The organism is Acerihabitans arboris, assembly GCF_010131535.1.
In the GTDB taxonomy this organism is placed as follows: Bacteria; Pseudomonadota; Gammaproteobacteria; order Enterobacterales; family Enterobacteriaceae; genus Acerihabitans; species Acerihabitans arboris.
Map to the genome: position 1 here is coordinate 260,341 of NZ_WUBS01000007.1, position 17,447 is coordinate 277,787.

General features: G+C 56.5%; 15 protein-coding genes. 6 read left to right on the forward strand and 9 right to left on the reverse strand.

The features are described from left to right. Positions 1 to 78: 78 nt before the first annotated feature. On the forward strand, positions 79 to 3,978 hold the full coding sequence (locus GRH90_RS11920) for a hypothetical protein (RefSeq protein WP_162366163.1): 3,900 nt from the start codon (positions 79 to 81) through the stop codon (positions 3,976 to 3,978). Between the two features lie 316 nt (positions 3,979 to 4,294). On the opposite strand, the gene GRH90_RS11925 is transcribed toward GRH90_RS11920, so the two are convergent. Beyond that, on the reverse strand, positions 4,295 to 5,317 hold the full coding sequence (locus GRH90_RS11925) for a zinc-dependent alcohol dehydrogenase family protein (protein ID WP_178113123.1): 1,023 nt from the start codon (positions 5,315 to 5,317) through the stop codon (positions 4,295 to 4,297). Positions 5,318 to 5,463: 146 nt separating this feature from the next. On the opposite strand from GRH90_RS11925, the gene GRH90_RS11930 reads away from it, so the two are divergent. Beyond that, positions 5,464 to 6,375, forward strand: a complete 912-nt coding sequence (locus GRH90_RS11930; protein ID WP_162366164.1) for a LysR family transcriptional regulator — start codon at positions 5,464 to 5,466, stop codon at positions 6,373 to 6,375. After that, positions 6,363 to 7,097, forward strand: a complete 735-nt coding sequence (locus tag GRH90_RS11935) for a substrate-binding domain-containing protein (protein WP_162366165.1) — start codon at positions 6,363 to 6,365, stop codon at positions 7,095 to 7,097. Before GRH90_RS11930 ends, GRH90_RS11935 begins: the two co-directional genes overlap by 13 nt. A gap of 17 nt (positions 7,098 to 7,114) precedes the next feature. Here the strand turns inward: GRH90_RS11935 and GRH90_RS11940 are convergent, their stop codons facing one another. The 5 genes from GRH90_RS11940 to GRH90_RS11960 form a co-directional block, all read right to left on the reverse strand. Next, positions 7,115 to 7,873: an ABC transporter ATP-binding protein gene (locus tag GRH90_RS11940; protein ID WP_162366166.1), complete on the reverse strand. Its 759-nt coding sequence runs from the start codon at positions 7,871 to 7,873 to the stop codon at positions 7,115 to 7,117. After that, positions 7,870 to 8,883: a FecCD family ABC transporter permease gene (locus GRH90_RS11945; RefSeq protein WP_162366167.1), complete on the reverse strand. Its 1,014-nt coding sequence runs from the start codon at positions 8,881 to 8,883 to the stop codon at positions 7,870 to 7,872. The genes GRH90_RS11940 and GRH90_RS11945 overlap by 4 nt, the downstream gene beginning before the upstream one ends. Continuing rightward, positions 8,873 to 9,949: an ABC transporter substrate-binding protein gene (locus tag GRH90_RS11950; protein WP_162366168.1), complete on the reverse strand. Its 1,077-nt coding sequence runs from the start codon at positions 9,947 to 9,949 to the stop codon at positions 8,873 to 8,875. Before GRH90_RS11950 ends, GRH90_RS11945 begins: the two co-directional genes overlap by 11 nt. 175 nt (positions 9,950 to 10,124) lie before the next feature. Beyond that, a complete protein-coding gene (gene fabF, locus GRH90_RS11955; RefSeq protein ID WP_162366169.1) occupies positions 10,125 to 11,396 on the reverse strand; it encodes a beta-ketoacyl-ACP synthase II in 1,272 nt (423 codons plus the stop codon). Further along, positions 11,393 to 11,920, reverse strand: a complete 528-nt coding sequence (locus tag GRH90_RS11960; RefSeq protein ID WP_162366170.1) for a winged helix-turn-helix transcriptional regulator — start codon at positions 11,918 to 11,920, stop codon at positions 11,393 to 11,395. The genes fabF and GRH90_RS11960 overlap by 4 nt, the downstream gene beginning before the upstream one ends. Before the next feature lie 312 nt (positions 11,921 to 12,232). Here GRH90_RS11960 and GRH90_RS11965 point away from each other — a divergent pair, with 312 nt between their 5' ends. The 3 genes from GRH90_RS11965 to GRH90_RS11975 all read left to right on the forward strand — a co-directional run bounded on the left by GRH90_RS11965 (position 12,233) and on the right by GRH90_RS11975 (position 15,298). Then, positions 12,233 to 13,036, forward strand: a complete 804-nt coding sequence (locus GRH90_RS11965; protein WP_162366171.1) for a winged helix-turn-helix domain-containing protein — start codon at positions 12,233 to 12,235, stop codon at positions 13,034 to 13,036. After that, the gene (locus tag GRH90_RS11970) at positions 13,036 to 13,503 is read left to right on the forward strand and encodes a FidL-like protein (RefSeq protein ID WP_162366172.1); all 468 of its coding nucleotides are present in this window, start codon (positions 13,036 to 13,038) and stop codon (positions 13,501 to 13,503) included. The genes GRH90_RS11965 and GRH90_RS11970 overlap by 1 nt, the downstream gene beginning before the upstream one ends. 223 nt (positions 13,504 to 13,726) lie before the next feature. After that, on the forward strand, positions 13,727 to 15,298 hold the full coding sequence (locus GRH90_RS11975) for a sensor domain-containing diguanylate cyclase (protein ID WP_162366173.1): 1,572 nt from the start codon (positions 13,727 to 13,729) through the stop codon (positions 15,296 to 15,298). A gap of 9 nt (positions 15,299 to 15,307) precedes the next feature. Here GRH90_RS11975 and GRH90_RS11980 read toward each other — a convergent pair whose 3' ends face one another. From GRH90_RS11980 to GRH90_RS11990, 3 genes are all read right to left on the reverse strand, one after another. Next, complete coding sequence (locus GRH90_RS11980) at positions 15,308 to 16,072, reverse strand: molybdopterin-dependent oxidoreductase (protein ID WP_162366174.1); 765 nt, start codon at positions 16,070 to 16,072, stop codon at positions 15,308 to 15,310. After that, a complete protein-coding gene (locus GRH90_RS11985) occupies positions 16,065 to 16,709 on the reverse strand; it encodes a cytochrome b/b6 domain-containing protein (protein ID WP_162366175.1) in 645 nt (214 codons plus the stop codon). The genes GRH90_RS11980 and GRH90_RS11985 overlap by 8 nt, the downstream gene beginning before the upstream one ends. A gap of 71 nt (positions 16,710 to 16,780) precedes the next feature. Further along, positions 16,781 to 17,407 carry a hypothetical protein gene (locus GRH90_RS11990; protein ID WP_162366176.1) on the reverse strand — a complete coding sequence of 209 codons (627 nt, stop codon included), beginning with the start codon at positions 17,405 to 17,407 and terminating at the stop codon, positions 16,781 to 16,783. Between the last annotated feature and the right edge of the window lie 40 nt (positions 17,408 to 17,447).

The window sequence follows — 17,447 nt, forward strand, 5'->3', positions numbered from 1 at the left end:
TGTTGGTTTTCCTTTGGTTTTATGTGCGCATACTAATATGTAATGCTTCGCCTGATATCGACCAGAGGGAAATGACTTATGCATAAGATATCCCAGTCCACATCATCACATTACCCTGGCTGTTACCAGCCTGTCTCCGCCGCCCCCGGCAGGGAAGAGAATAAACAACAGCCCGGTGCTCCGGCATGGTCACTCTCTATTCGCTCAGTCTCATCCACGGCAAAAAAAGTTGACGGGGATGGTACCCGCCAGGCCCGGCAACCGGCCGGCCACGCCGCGAGCCGTTGGCGGGCCTGGTTAATAGGGGCTGCTGTTCTGGGCGGCGCGACCTGTGGCTACGGGTATACCCGCTGGCGATCGGGAGATACCGATGGCAATAGTATCGACGCCCTTATGCAAAACAGCCGCCTCCCCACCCCGGTAGCCTTACTGGCGGCACAGGACGCTTACCTGAATAATCTGCCGGCGGAAGACGCTAGGCCGGGAGATCGACCGCTGGAAGGAAGCAGGGTTGATCCCTATCGAAGTTATTGCCCAAGGAGCAAGTATCAGGCTAACCGTATTAAGGGAACCAAGTCGCGAAAACAAAACAAGGAAATTATCCGTTTCCTTAAGAAAAATTTGCTGCTGAATGATGTTAAAAAACCTAATAAGTTCAGCGTAGAGGAATTAACGGCCGCTGTGGCTAAATACCTTGAAGCAGAAAAACCCCTCAGTGAAAAAAATATAGCCAGGCTCATTCTTAAGGCCTCGAATCTTTATGGCGGAAACAAAAATGAATCCTTATCACAGACGCAGGAAAAGTCGGCGATAATAAATTGGCTTTTCGAAAATGTATTGGGCTCGCCACCCGATATTATGCTCGCGAAAATGGCAGCTGAAGATAATTATCCATTCATGTTAACTATCGATAGCATGAATTTCTTGCTTTCACCTGAGGGGTTGCAGGCCGAGGGAAAACTTTGTTTTAATCTATTGCCTGAGCCTGAACAGACTGTGCTAAAGAGCATATGGCGCAGTTCGCTGCAAAAAGAAATACCCCTACTCTCTTATTACGGAAGTGACCCGCTGGTAAAAGGAATCTCCCTAAATGACGAGGAATTCGCGTATTTATTTACCGGTTCTTTGTTTTTGTACGATAACGGCATAAACCTCATGGAAATCAGCAGGCAGGAGGCTAACAGCACCGGAGAGCTTTTATGGGAAACGGCGCTGCGCGACGGTGCCGGCGTGGATATGCTGAAATATTACTCATTGCCTGCATTGCTGTTCCTGGCCATTAACTACCCTGAGAAAATAACCGCCATGAAAAATGATAATTATTTTCATCTCCAGACCATTGCGGTAAATGAATATCTCGAATACAAAAAAATAGTGCAGAATGCTCTGGAAGATCTTGATTTAAAATTAAACACCTATGAGAATGCGGTAAAAAAATGGCTTACCCGGGGGCAGCTTGCTGACAGCATAATAGAACGTTGTCCGCAAAACGCTATTTTTCCCCTGCCGAACATTGCCAGCGCAATCATGACGAGGGAGCAGAGATATGCCCAAGGTAAAAAAGGGGCTAAAGAAGAATATTTAAATAGCATGTCGAAACCCTGTAAGACGGCTCCTGACAGCGTTAATGATGAGTACATGAAGCAAACAACAAATGTAGCGGACCGGTTTGCCGATCTGGATGAGTTCCTTATTAATTTCGCGCTGGCGACGATAGAAAAAACAGAGCAGGACTTTATTTTATCAGAGAAATCCATCATTCACAGCTTAAGGATAGTTCCCATTATCAAGGCGAACGGTATCTTCCCTGGTGTGCATGACCATGGCGATTATCAGTATGATTTCGACAGCATCAAAGCCGCAGATGTCTTTTCCGTAACGGTGGACAAAGGAAAACGGTGCTACGCTCTAAAGGGAAAACCTGCACAGGGGTATGATATTGTCCGGTTTGACCAGGCTATACCCGATGATGACAGCGTAAACCATAATAATTTTCACCCATTAATTACCTATGCCGGAGGTAAGCCTGAAAATAGTTTAATTAAGGATAAAGATCAAAAAATACAGATGCTTGTTAGTTTTCTGAGAAATCGACACCGAGCGGTTTTCTATGGTGCTCTTTATGAATCGGGATATACCCCCTCTGACCTGCAAAAAATATGGGGTGTGGTTAAACATATTATTCCTTTCCATGACTGTGTTGCATATGCATCAAATAATGACCTTGAACAGGCTATTCCCGCCTGTTTGCTGGACGCTGTTTCTTTTTTCGTTGTGGCCGGCAAGGCAGCCACTTTAAGCGGTAAGTTCGGTTCCAGCATCATAAAAGGGTTGAATAAGGGCGCTATTGTATTTGCCGGAAATGCGGTAAATAAAAATACATTAAAAGCGACAGGCGCACAATTTCTTCAGCACATCAGCCTTCCCACGGTTAAGGATATATCGTCTCTAGGGGTACACGTATTGAGGGCTGCCGATCCGGGATTTGAGCTGATGCCTTTGTTGGGAAAAAAATCCTTCAAGAAAATCATCACTCTCCTGGAAAAATATAAAGGCGAGATAAAACTCGATGGAATTATTACCAAGCTCAAAGCCGCTGAGTTGAAAAATATACTGCCGTCATCCATTAAACCCGATCATAAGCTTAAGCTCCCGGGTAGTGAAATCCCGATCCCCGTTAAAAAAATAGGTCATAGTGACGGACAGGATATTGTTGCCGCGGTAAACTGCGCAACCGGAGAAGTTTTTGGCAATAGATATAAAATTGATATTGATAGAAGGCTGGTATTGATGGAAAACAAAAAAACCGGTTCTTTAAAACCCGCTAGCAATTCTCCATCCCGACAAATGTCCAGGCTTGACAAACCGGATATGCCAAAAATTAAATTCATGGAACAAGATAACATTAATCACGGCATTCACTTTGCACATAACAACAATCAATTAGTTGACATTACCCATATACCTGGTCCAACTACATTCATGCAGCCTATGGATCATTATTATGCTTTCTTTTACCCCAATAAACTCGATCGGACTCAGGACATTATAAAGTACATCAAGGATTCTTACCATTCAGATACTATTTATCTGCACCGCTATGGGGAAAATGTGCAAAATATTCCGCTGGGATTTGATCTTCTGAAAAACAATATCAATATATTCTATAATGAATTAACTAAAGCACATGATAACGCTAAGGCTGTGTTAGATAAGTTGCAAAGAACGACAATGCCCGTTAACGAAAAGTTGCAGTATTATAAAAACAATCCCATAAAGTCTTATTTATCGGGAGTTTTGCAGACAAAAGATGAAAAAATACTTGTCGAGGCAATGACAAGACTAAAGCGTCACTCTGATAAAATTGTAAATTACTTCAATAACTATGCCAATAACGTTATTTTTGCAACTTCTTCTACCGCTACAAAGCCTTACATACACCGCATCGAATGCCCTATGGGATTTACCTATGCTGACGATGTGAATCGCAGGGTTATTATTATGGTGGATAATTTTAACACCGCGCCAATCGTTAGCACGAAACCACATCTTACTATTTTACATGAAATATCCCACCACTCTGGTTCATTAGACTTTTTAATTTCGCCATCAACCAGTCTTGTAGGAGATGCGAGCGAATTTAGGGAAGTATTTGATGATGCGCTACATTCTCGTAATGGTGAATCAATTACAATTGATCCCGATTTTATCAGGGCATATAACCATGATCATCAAGGTGCCGTCATCAGTGAACAGCAGTTTATTGCACTGATGAGAAGAGATCCGATGTTGCAGGCAAATGCTTTTATGGACAATGCTGATTTTATAGCAAAGATCATATCTGATATCGCCGTGAATAGGCCGTTTAATCAAGATTATCTGTCGCTAAGACATAAAAGAGATGCTCTGGAAATAAGCTTTAACAATATGGTTACTCTGCTTTACAAAACGGCCATGGTCAATACCGATAATCAATAGCCGGGCATCATCATTGAAGGCTGAAATGACTATATGACTTTTATTATCGCCGATAAATCCGGATTATCCCGGGAAACCTTATACCGCACTTTCTCGCCACGGGGAATCCGGCATTAAGGACCATGAAGCAGATTTTGCCTGCGGCTGGGCTGAGATTTGTTACCCTAGCGTACCGGGCAAAACCTTAATTAATCATGGCCCGGTAGCCGCCAGAGCCGGTGTATTGATCCCCGCCCGGGCTGCCGTCCAGGCGAGGTTTATTGCTCAATAACGCCGCTTTCCCGGGCAAAACAGCCCCGCCTTTACGTTGCCCCCCTCACCCCATTTCAACCACGATCTTGCCGAATGCCCCGCGGTCGAGATGATCGAACGCCGCAGGCAGATCGGCGAGCGGATAACGCGTGTCGACCACCGGCTTCAGCCTCGTCCGGTCCACGGCCCGCACCAGATCCTCAAGCGCGCGGCGATGGCCGGTGCCGATACCCTGGATGCAGACGTCCTTGAGCATCAGCGGCATGGCCGGCGCCGACACCTCGAAGCCCTCCAGCGCGCCAATCTGGTAGATGCGCCCGCCGACGGCCGCCGTCTGCACGGCCTCGCCGAGGTGTGATCCGCCGACCAGTTCAAGGATATGATCGGCACCGCGATCGCCGGTGATCTCAAGCACGGCTTCGACCCAATCGCCATGCCGGCGGTCGATGCCATGGTCCGCGCCCAGCGCCTTGGCGCGGGCCAGCTTGCCGGCGCTGCCGGAAACGATCGCTAAGGCTCCATGCATCTTGGCAATCTGGAGGCCGAACAACGCCACTCCCCCAGTCCCCTCCACCAGCACCGTTTCACCGGCGCGCAGGCGGCCACGCTCGACCAGCGCGAACCAGGCGGTAAGTCCGGCGCAGGGCAACGTGCTGGCCTGCGCGTCATCCAGCGTCGCCGGCGCGCGGACGAACCAGTCCTGCGGAAATGCCACATAGTCCGCCAACACGCCGGGATAAAAGCCGCCAAGGGTACGGTAGGATGGCGTACGGGCATTACCCTGGCGGGCGCCGTCGATCCAGCCGGGCGTAAAGGTCGAGATTACGCGATCGCCGGTGTCAAAGCGGGTAGCGCCCTCGCCGCGTGCCACAACCGTGCCCGCAAGGTCTGAACCGGGAGTGAAGGGAAACGCGATAGGCAAGCCCCGGCCGCTCTCGGTCACCATTTTGTCGCGGTAATTGAGCGAAACGGCCGCCACCTTCACCAGAACTTCGCCCCGCCCAGGCCGCGGGATGGGGACGTCCCTCAGCTCCAGCCGATCCCGGCCGATAGCATCCATCTCCCAACGTCTCATTGTTTCTGTCATCTTCTGCTCTCATTGCGGGTTGTCGGAAACCGGGCGTCTCTTCCGATAGCGAGACCCGCCGGTTATACAACCCACAACCTAACACAACCTATTGTGTACGATAATGCGCTATAATCGGCACAGGTTATTGAATCGGGAGCATCTATATGAAGGGCACGGAATTCTCCGAACTGGTAGCCTTTATGGCCATATTAGAGGAAAGGAGCTTCCGGCGCGCCGCCCTGCGGCTCGGCCTATCGCCTTCCGCCCTAAGCCATACCCTGCGCTCCCTCGAGGAACGCCTCGGCGCAAGGCTGCTCAACCGCACGACGCGCAGCCTTGCGCCGACCCAGGCCGGTCAGGCGCTGTTTGATCGCTTAAGTCCCGCGATTGCCGATATGGAGGGCGCCATTCGGGACGTCGGCGCCTTTCAGACGCAACCCAGGGGTAGGGTCCGGATTAACCTGCCGCGCCTCGCCGCCCGGCTGGTGGTCGGTCCGGCGCTGGGTGATTTTGTGCGGACCTATCCCGATATCCAGCTCGATCTGGTAATTGACGATAATATTACCGACGTCGTGGCCAAGGGTTTCGATGCCGGGATCCGCTTGGGCGAACTGGTGCAGCAGGACATGATCGCCGTCAGGCTGACGCCGGATTGGAGAATGGCGGTAGTCGGGTCGCCCGCCTATTTTGCAGGCCGTTCGCTGCCGCAAACGCCGGCGGATATCCGCGAACATGCCTGCATAAACTATCGGTGGAACGAGACCGGCGCGCTGTATCGCTGGAATTTTGACGGTCCGGACGGCCCCCTCGATGTCGGGATTGAGGGAGTGATTACCGTTAATGAAATGGATCTGCTTCTTGAGGCCACGCTGCAAGGCGCCGGCCTTGCATTTCTGCCCGAGAGTTTTGTCGCCGACGCCATCAACCAGGGACGCCTCGTTCGCGCGCTGGGGAACTGGTGCGGGCCGTTTGCCGGATTCTATCTCTATTATCCCAACAAACCGCATATGCCCGCGGCGCTGAGGGCGTTTATCGACTTTATCAAGCTGCCGGTGTCGCCTCTGTGTCGCCACTAATTGTCCTGGCCGCCGGCAGCCTGCGCCCGGCGCTGACGCCGCTGCTGGCCCACTATCGCGCCGTTACCGGTCTGCCGGTTAGGGTGGATTTCGGCCCCGCCGGCCTGCTGCGCCAGCGAATCGAGGCGGGGGCGCCCTGCGATCTTTTTGCCTCGGCCAATACCGAGCATGCCGCGCGGCTGCGGGCGCAGGGACTGGCGTTCGACGTCAGGCCTTTTGCCCGTAACCGGCTGTGCCTGACGGCGCGGCGCGGCGCGCGCACGGATCACGCCGACTGGCTGGCGCTGCTGGGTAATCCTGAGCTGGCGATCGGCACCTCGACGCCCGGCTGCGATCCTTCCGGCGATTACGCCTGGCAATTGTTCGATACCGCCGCCTCCCTGCTGCCGGCCGGCGCGGGGGATCTGAAGCGGCGCGCCAGGCCGCTGGTGGGTGGCACGGATACCCTGCCCGTGCCCGCTGGCGAGCTGGCCGCCGGCTGGATCCTTCGCCAGGGCCTGGCCGACGTGTTTATCGGTTATGCGCATTATGCGGCGAAGCTTGAACAGGATCCGCAACTGCGGGTGGTGGCGATCCCGGATGAATATAACGTTTTTGCCACCTACGCCCTGGCGCTGCGCTCGCCGCGGGCCGGCGCGCTGGCGGATTTTATCCTGTCGGCGCCGGGGCGGCATTTTCTGCGCAAGGCCGGATTCCTGGCGATCGGCGACCCTATACGCTGAGGGCGCGCGCCGATTTTTTAGTCGCGCGGATCAAACAGCGGCACCAGGATCCGGTGCCGCCGGCCCTGGTGATCGACATCGACCCGCTTGACCACGATATCATAGGCGCGCTTCAGGTTTTCCTCGCTTAATACCGTCCGCGTGGCGCCATGCAGCCACTCCCGGCCCGGCAACAGCAGCAGGGTGTTATCGGCCAGCAGCGACGCATGGGAAGGATCGTGGGTGGTAAACAGCACGCTTACCCCCTCCCTGCCGGCCAGCCGGCGGATCAGGCGCATTACCGCCTGTTGGTTAAACAAATCCAGCGCCGACATCGGCTCATCCAGCACCAGGATATTGCTGCGGGTCGCCAGCGCCCTGGCTATCAGCACCAGCTGTTGCTGCCCGCCGGACAGCGACGGGAAAGCGCGCTGCGCCAGCGCGCCGATACCCAGCGCGTCCAGCGCCTCAAGGGTAATGGCCTCGTCCCGGCGCGACGGCATGTGCAATAACCCGACATGGCCCGCCCGCCCCATCAGCACGATATCAAACACCCGGTAGGAAAACGTCGGCGTAAAACGCTGCGGCACAAAACCGATGCCGCCCATGGCGCGCACCTCGCCGCCCAATGCCGGCAGCACGCCGGCCAGCGTATGCAGGAGCGTGGTTTTGCCGCGCCCGTTGGCGCCAAGGATGGCGCACACTTCACCCGGCGCGCAGGCAAAATCCAGCGGCCTGAACAGCGGTTCCCCATAGCCGTATTCCAGCCGCCGGGCCTCAAGCGTAGCGGCGGTCATCGTTTTTCCTCGCGGCTGTCGCGGATCAGCTGCCAGGCGAACAGCGGCGCCCCCAGCAGCGCGGTGAGGATGCCCAGCGGAATTTCAGCCTCGCTTAGCGTACGCGCCAGATCGTCCACCAGCACCATAAAGGCTCCGCCCAGCCAGAACGCGGTAGGCAGCAGACGCCGATGGTCCGCGCCTACCAGCATGCGCGCCAGATGCGGGATCACCAGCCCAATCCAGCCGATGCTGCCGCTGACCGCCACCTGCGCCGCCGTCAGCACCGCGCACAGCACCAGCGTCAGGCGGCGGAGATTGACCACCGGCATGCCCAGCGCGCGGGCATCGGCGTCGCCCAGAGAGAGGATATTGACCCGCCAGCGCAGGCGGTACAGCAGTCCGCCAGCGCACACCGCCGGCACGAACAGCATCAGCAGTTTATGCCAGTTGGCGGTGGCGAAGCTGCCCAGCAGCCAGAACACAATGCTCGGCAGCTTTTCCTCGGTATCGGCCAGATATTGCAGCAGGCTGACCAGCGCGGCAAAAAAACCGCCGAGGATAATCCCGGCCAGGATCAGCATCAGCCGGTTTTCGCGCCCCAGGGTGGCGGCAATCAGGTACACCAGCAGCAGCGCCAGCAGGCCGAAGCAAAACGTGGACGCCAACAGCAGCGGCGGCGCCAGGCCAAGCAGAATAGCCAGCGTGCCGCCAAAGGCCGCGCCCGCGCTGACGCCGATAATATGCGGATCCACCAAAGGATTATGGAAAATCCCCTGCAGCGTGGCGCCGCACAGCGCCAGCGCCCCGCCCGCCAGGCACGCGGTGAGGATACGCGGCATCCTGATGGCCCAGATAACCTGGTTCTCCAGCGATCCCGCGTGGAAAGGATGGGCCAGTTGATGCAGGACCCGCAGGGGCGACAGGCTGAACTGCCCGACGCCCAGGGACAAGAAGACGATGGCCAGGGTCAGCGCCGCCAGCAGCCAGGGGGCGGCGGCGTTAAGGCGTACCGGGCCATTACTGACCATCGGGACGCGGACGCCATGCTACCCGATAGAAGCGTTGATAGTACGCGTCGGCCTGTTGATCAATATCCACATCGGCAAAGCGCCGCGGGTAAAGTTTTTTCGCCATCCACAGCTCGCCGACGGCCAGGGCCTCCGGCATCGGATAGCCCCAGGCCTTGGCATATTCCGGCATCAGGTACACCCGGTGATGTTTAACCGCGTCGACCGATTGCCAGGCCGGATCGCCGTTAATCTGTTCAACCACCTCGGGATAACGGTCCTGGACAAAAATCACCTGCGGATCCCAGGCCAGCACCTGCTCCATCGACACCTGCTTAAAGCCGTTGATACTGGCGGCGGCCACGTTGAGCGCGCCCGCGTGCCTCATCATCAGGCCGGTATATTTGCCCGAGCCGTAGGTGGTTAAATCCGGGTTGGCCATATAGACTCGGATTCGTTTATCGGCGGGAATATCCCCCAGCCGCGCGTCGGTCTGCGCCCGCGCGGTAAAGGTATAGTTGATCAATGCCTCGCCCTGCTTCTCGCGGTTAACCACCGCGGCCACCAGTCGGATACCCTGGCGTAGGCCCTGGTTATACGCCTGTTCCTCATCCGTCATGCCGGGGTTGAGCTTGCCCTGCTCGCCCGGCCGGTCCTGGCGCAGCGACACCGCGATAACCGGGATGCCGGCCGATTCGATCTGCCCGATCATTTCCGGCGGCGCGTAGTTGGCGACAAACACCACCTGGGGATGGAGCGCCAGCAGGCTTTCGATATTCACCTGGTTAAGATCGCCGGGCATCGGCAGCGATGCCAGCCGGGGCGCAAACCGGACAAAATCCGGACCCAACTGCTTTTTCCAGCTGGACAACAGGCCGACCAGGTCGTCCGCCGCGTCCAGCTGCACCAGCAGATTCAGGGTTTGATGCTGCAAAACCACCACCCGGTCCACCCGATCGGGAACGGTAACGCTGCGCCCCAGCTGATCGGTCAGGGTACGGGCCGCAAGCGCATCCACGCTGGCCAACGACAGGGAAAGAACGGCAAGCGGCAGAAAGGTTCGTAGACGTGCTGTTAAAAGGGACATGGCGTTCGCTATGGCAGGGAGTATTCGATATGCATTGGAATATATAACGATTGCCGCGGGCTCACAAGGACCGGCGTGGAAAGATCGTTATCGTGCCGCAGCGACCGTCCACGTCGTTTATCCCCTCCAGCCTGCGCTGGCCTTTCCCGCTATGGATAGCGGGAAAATGGCGGCATCACTCCCAGCGTTTTAATAAAATACTGGCGTTGACGCCGCCGAAACCAAAGCCGTTGGAAATGGCATAGGTCATGGCGACCGGTTCCGGTTCGCCGCGCACCAGGTGCAGCCCTGCCGCCGCCGGGTCGGGATTGTCCAGGTTAAGGGTGGCGGGCACGATTTGATCGCGCAGCGCCAGCACGGTAAAGATGGCTTCCAGGCCGCCGGCGGCGCCGAGCAGGTGCCCGGTGGCCGATTTGGTCGAGGTAATGGCCAGCTCGCTGTTTTCGCCAAACAGGTGCTTGACGGCGTTGATCTCGCCCAAATCCCCCACCGGCGTGGAGGTGGCATGAGCGTTCAGGTGCCGCACCTCCCCGGGGGTGATATTGCCCTGGCGCAGGGCAATTTTCATCGCCCGGTAAGCGCCGTCGCCATCCTCCGCGCCCGAGGTCATATGGTAGGCATCGGCGCTGGTGCCATAACCGATAATTTCCGCCAGCGGCTTGGCGCCGCGCGCCAGCGCGTGATCCAGCGCTTCAACCACCAGCAGGCCGGCCCCTTCCCCCATGACAAAACCATCCCTGTCGCGGTCGAACGGGCGTGACGCGGCGGAAGGTGTGTCGTTGAAATGCGTGGAAATCGCCCTGGCGGCGGCAAAGCCCCCCAGGCTGACGGTATCGATGGCGGCTTCGGCTCCGCCGCACAAGGCTATGTCCGCCTCGTCATTGCGGATCAGCCGCACCGCGTCGCCAATGGCCTGGACCCCAGCCGCGCAGGCGGTAACCGGCGCGCCGATCGGCCCTTTGAACCGGTGTTTAATGGAAACGTGACCGGCGGCCAGGTTGGCCAGGAAGGAAGGCACCGTAAACGGCGACAGCCGCCCCGGGCCGCGGCTATCCGAGGTGCGCACCGCGTTGGCGATGGCCGGGAAACCGCCGATGCCGGTGGCGATAATAGTCGCGGTGCGCTCTTTCTGCTCATCCGTGATCGCCGTCCAGCCCGCCTGGCGCAGGGCTTCATCGGCCGCCGCCATGGCAAACAGGATAAAGCGGTCCATTTTCTTTTGATCCTTGGGCGCCACGAAACGATCGGGATACAGCCCGCCCGCCGGGTCTTGCTCAGGATCGGGCACCTGGCCGCCAATTTTCACCGGCAGCTGGGCAACCATCGCCTCAGGCAGTGGGCGAATGCCCGACTGGCCCGCCAACAGACGCTGCCAAACGGTTTCGGTGCCGCAGCCCAAAGGCGATACCGCGCCCATACCGGTAATGACGATTCGACGGTTACTCATAAAAATTCCTTGTGGGGGTGTGCATCATAATGGTGTTGCTTTTCCTGTATTTGTTCCAGCCGCCGCGTCACCCTTTCACCGGCACGGGGACCGGCGGCCATGGCGACATTCAGGTGGGTGAGCGGTTCACAGGTTTCCCTGTCGACGAGCACCGGCGCCACCCTGGTGGCGCGCTGGCGGTTTATCGGCACGATGGCGATCGCCTCTTCGGCGAGGGACTGGTTGCCCCATTGCAGCAAGGTGAGCAGCACCGGGAAAAACGCCTGGCCGCGCTGGGTCAGTAAATATTCAAAACGCGCCGGACGCGTGCTGTAGGCTTGTTTATAAAGAATACCGTTTTGCACCAGGGATTTTAGCCGCCGGGTTAACATTGTCGGCGACACCCCCAGGCTGCGCTGGAATTCATCAAACTTGCTCAGTCCTTGGAAGGCGTCCCGCAAAATCAGGATGCTCCACCATTCCCCCACCAATTCCAATGATTGGGCGATGGGGCAATCCATAGCGCCGATATGGGTTCTTTGCATGGTTTTTATGCTCCGCATGCCCGTGTCCGACCTGTTTTGAATCACTCACTACAATTATTGTAGTCATTGCGGACCTAACTTTAGCGTACAAGTGTACGCTGAACAAGTCCGATCAGTATGGGTCTTTTGCCATCCGGCACCCGGCACGGGAATGACGGCTTTTTATGCTGTTATACATTCGTTATTTAGCTGTTAACGCTATTTGCTATATTTTTCAGCTGGTACAACCTTTCCATTCGCTGAAATAGCTATAATCCGCCTGAAAATGGAAACGGATATTGGCGCGCCGACTCTGCCAATAGGGAGAATACAATGAAGTATCTTATCAATAACCGTCTTTTATTTAACACCCGGGAATACCGATTATCATTATTGGCGGATAACGAAACCGCCGTAAAACTCTCTAATTCAGCAGGCCGGGTATTAGAAGAACTGATTATTTCACACGGCATTGGTGAAACTGTCAGCCGCGAATCGTTATTTGAAAAAGTATGGGAACGGCAAGGCCTTCAACCGTCCAACGGCAATTTAAACCAACAGGTCAGCCTGATAAGAAAAGCGCTGCTGTCGCTGGGGCTGGAGGCTACCGCCATCGTCACCTTGCCCAAACGCGGGCTAAAGCTAAATGATAACCTGGAAATTATTGTCTATTATGAGCAGTCAGGATCGGATGAATCCAGCGCGGTGACGGCTGGGGACGGCGACGCACCTAGCGCCATAACGCCGGCTTTGAATAATTTCACTAAAGAATTAATGATTAATTTCTTTTTGGCTTTAGCCATTATTATCGCCTCGGCGACCGCCTATGTTTATTTCAGGCAGGATGACCGGCAACCGCTGTTTTTTTTTAATAACATCGATGCCTGTAATATTTATACGCTGCGCGCGATTAACCCACGCGAGCGCCCGGATCTGACCGCGCATATCCAACGCGCCATGGCGGGAAATATTGAACGGTGCGATGGCAACGACATGGTGGTTTTTTCAAGGACCGCCGCCGCCGCCCAGATAAGGAACAGCATTAACCAGCGCGCTTTTTTGGCCAAATGCGCGCGGGACGCCGACGGCAAACTCACCGATTGCCTGAATTTTTATTTTTACAACTGGGGAGTGTAATGAAAAGAATCTGGGTTATCCTGGCGCTGCTCCTGCTGTCCATTACCCTCTTTTACAGTAAACATTACCGTAGCGGCTTCGCCGGTTTCCAGTGTGGCGCCATGATGGTCTACCGATCGAACAGTCCCGCCGGATCCTTTACCTATACGCTGGAAGCCAAGATGTTTTTCACCAGCCCGCGCGAAGGTTTTTATGCCGTTAACGGCACGCTGGCCCACGACGATAGCATTTATAACCTGCATCGGACGCGATTCTTTACCTTTGCGCAGAAAAACCAACAGGGCCTGTACGAAATAACCATAACCCGCGAGATTGTCTCGGCGCTGGATACAACCCCCAAAGATATAGCCAGCCCGGTATTATTGCCGGTGGGTGAGTCTCTGCTACCCCGGTTTAAGCGAATAGATAATAAATCCATTTTGGTCAGCCTGCTTTATTCGCCATTTTTTATCTGCGCAAAAGATTAAGCCAGATGAATAATTTCCCGCGGCGCTGCTAACATCTCCGGCCACCGAATACGCGTCAGGCGCAGTCCGGCTGACAGGCGGATCAATTATCTCCGTCCGGACTTTGACTAACCGCCCGCAAGCATAAATACTTCTAATGCAACCAAGCCATTTTTTATCATCACAATGGAAACCATTGTCCAGCACGATAGTGAAAGTTCAGGGATGTCATCGATATAGCCTTATGAGAAAAACCAGACGCTCCGGATCCGCCCGCCAAGATAAGCCTGACGCCATTTTGCATGGCCGCCATCGATTTTCATTGGTTTTCGAACTGGGCGCCTCGGCCGCGCTGCTGATAGCGGCCCTGATAACCATTAACGGCTGGCATGTATGGCAGACCTATCATTCCGCGCTGGCCAAATCCCAGACCGCGACCATGAACTTGACCCAAGCCTTATCGCAGCATGCCAGCGATACCTTTTCCCAGGCCGAAGCCACCCTGGCGGAGCTGGCGCGGCAGATAGACACCCTCGGCGCCGGCGCGGCGCAGCGACCCCGGCTACATCAGCTTTTCCAGCAAAAAGCCCAGGGGTTGAAGCAAATAGGCGCTATTTCCCTATTTGACGACGCCGGCCATATGATTGTAACGGAAGCGGACCACCTGCCGGCCGTGAATAATTACGCCGACCGCGATTATTTTATTTATCATCGCGACCATCCCGAGTTAACCCTGCGCATCGGCAACGTCGTTCGCAGCCGCATGACCCACCAGTTGATTGTGCCCATCTCCCGGCGCCTCAACCATTCCGACGGCAGTTTTGCCGGGGTAGTGCTGGAAAGCATCATGCTCGATCATTTCCGCAATTTTTATACCAGATTCATGATTAGCGATGACTCGACGTTAATGATGCTGCTCAATAACGGTACAGTGCTCTACCGACATCCCTATGATGAAAAAATCATCGGCACCACCATTGCCGGCTCGCCGCTATACCAGGACAATATCCGGCAAAACCATTCGGGCATCGTAACCAGCGTCCTGTCGGCCGACCCGGAGCAGAAGGTCTATAGCTATACCCACCTTAAACAGTATCCGGTGATTGTCACCACCGGCCTGTCGCTGGACCAGACCATGTCCGACTGGCGACAGGACGCGTTTAACCATGCGGTGATGACCCTGATTTTTGTCGTGATGATCACCACCGTCTGTTTATTGCTGATGCGTCAGGTGCGCGCGCGAATGCGCGCCGAACAGGAGCTTATCCACGCCCAGCGGGAGCTGCGCACGTTAAACCGGTCGCTGGAGAAGCTGGCGCGTTCGGATGGGCTGACCGGTCTCTATAACCGGCGCCATTTTGATCTTGCGCTGGACAACGAATTCAAGCGCGCCATGCAATCGCGCAGGGAGCTGGGGCTTATCCTGCTGGACGTGGATTATTTCAAGCAGTTTAACGATCTGTACGGCCATGTGGCCGGTGACGAATGCCTGCGGCTTATCGGGCAAACCCTGCACAACCTGCCGCTGCGCCACCGTGACCTGGTGGCGCGCTACGGCGGCGAGGAATTTATCATTTTGCTGCCCGACACCGATCGCGCGGGCACCCTGGCGGCGGCGCAGCGCATCCGGCAGGGGATTATTCAATTAAACATACCCCACGAGGGCAGCCCGACCGGGATCCTAACCTCAAGCCTCGGGGTGTTTGTCGGCCTGCCGGTGGCCGGGCAGGACACGCCCACCCGGCTGGTGGTCAAGGCGGATTCCGCCCTTTACCAAGCAAAACGCCAGGGACGCAACCAGATCTGCCAGGCCTGAATCCGCGTTTCAGATTCCGCTGAACCAGTTATAACCCTGATCTTCCCAATATCCGCCGGGATTGTCATTGCCCACCGACAGGGAGACGATATGCTTGGCGTTCTTAAAACCCAGTTTGGTCGGCACCCGTAGCCTGAGCGGATAACCATAGGCGTCCGGCAGCGCCTTGCCGGCAAAATCCAGCGCCAGCGTGGTTTGCGGATGCAGGGCGGTGGCCATATCGATACTGGAGTAGTAGCGGTCGGCACAGCGAAAACCGACAAACCCGGCGCGCAGATCGGCCCCGACATGCTCCAGGAACGTGCGCAGCGGCACGCCGCTCCACTGGCCGATGGCGCTCCAGCCCTCGATGCAGATAAGCCGGGTCACCTGGCTGCGCCTTGGCAACGCCCGCAGCATGTCCAGCGTCCAGGGCCGCTTATCGGCCACCCGCCCGGCCACCTCCAGCCTGTAGGCGGGAAGATCGATTTCCGGCACGTTGTATTCGGGATAAAAGGCGTTAAAGGGGAACGGCTTGGTCACCTGATCCAGACGATAGGTTTGCGCCAGGCGCCGCCCGCTGAACAGCCACCCCTGCACCCGGTCGTTCCAGCGCGACATGGCCCATAGCGCTTTATCCACCTCATCGCCGTCCTGCAGATTGCAGCCGGTCAGCAGGGTCAGCGCGCCCAGCGTCAGGCCCGAGCGCAGCAACAGGCGGCGCTGCACTCGGTACAGCGTTTTTTGCTGCGCCGGCTCGAGTTTGAGGCCGGTCTTTTTCTGCTCGTTATTCATCGGAGGTTTCCCGCGGCTTGCGGCGTATATAACCGGTAATCATGGGCAAAAAGGTCGACGGCACGGTAACTACCATCGCCACATGGACCACGGCAAACATCACGATGCCGCCCATGGCGAAAAAATGGACATAACGCGCCCGGTCAAATCCGCCGAACAGCGCCACCAGAGGGTAAAGCTGCACCGGTTTCCAGATAGACAGGCCGGACAGGACCAACAGCAGCCCGCACAGCAGGGCAAACCAATAAAAGGCTTTCTGGATGGCGTTATAGCGTCCCAGCCGATGCTCCAGGCGAAAGGTCAACGCCAGCTTCACGTCACGCAGCGCCGAGCGCGGCGTCAGCGGCAGGAAGTCGCGGCGAAAGTGACCGCTGAACAGTCCCCAGAGAATATAAAGCAGCCCGTTCGCCGCCAGCGCCCACATCACCGCCAGGTGCCAGGCGATGGAGCCGCCCAGCCAGCCGCCCAGGGTCAGCGCGGTGGGAAACGTCAACGCGGGGAAAATCGGCGAGGCATTGTAAATACCCCAGCCGCTCATCAGCATGGCGCACAGGATCGGCACGTTCAGCCAGTGCATAATCCGCACCGGCGCGCGATGCAGACGGATTTTGGATAGAGACGCGGAGGATGTCTTCACAAGCTCTCCAGGGGCGGGGGCGCGTCGGGGCCGGGCGAACCTTGCCGCCCGGCCCGAACCGCCTATCCGTTTCACATGGGGGGGATAGTGCCGTTAACACCGGCGACGATACGGCCCGCCACCAGATGATCCGCGCTGCCCGGCGCCGGGAACAGGATAATATGCGCGCCCGGCTTTAGCAACGAGCGGTCGCCTGGTGACAGTGTCACAACAGGCACGTCTTCCGGCACAATCACCTTTTTCTCGCCGTTCTGGTACTTCACCGTCATGGTCCGGCCGTTGGCGTTAACCAGCGTGCCGACGGTGCCGTTGGTCATGGTGCCCACCTTGCCGTCGGCGCCCTGCCATGGCCTGAACCCTTCACCGGAACCGCGCAGGCTCGGATCAAACACATGAACCTCCAGGGCTTTCAGCGTGCCGTCAGGCTGCGGCGCCGCGGCGGTGCCGATAAAGCTGTTGGGTTTGATATCGCTGATTTTGCCCTGCGCCACCGCGGAGATGGTGGTTTTATCGTTCAGGGTGGCCGTCAGCTTTTCGCCCCGGCGATCGGTTAGCTGTAATCGATCGCCGCTGAATTGGGTTACCGTGCCCCGCACCGCCATCGAGGGTTTGGCGGGAGCGTCCGCCGCCATGATCATGGGGCTGGCAAACGTCAGCATGCCCATCAGCATACCGGTTAAGACTGTATATCGTGCCATGTCCTTCTCCTGTGCTTATTATGCTTATGCGGCCACTTGT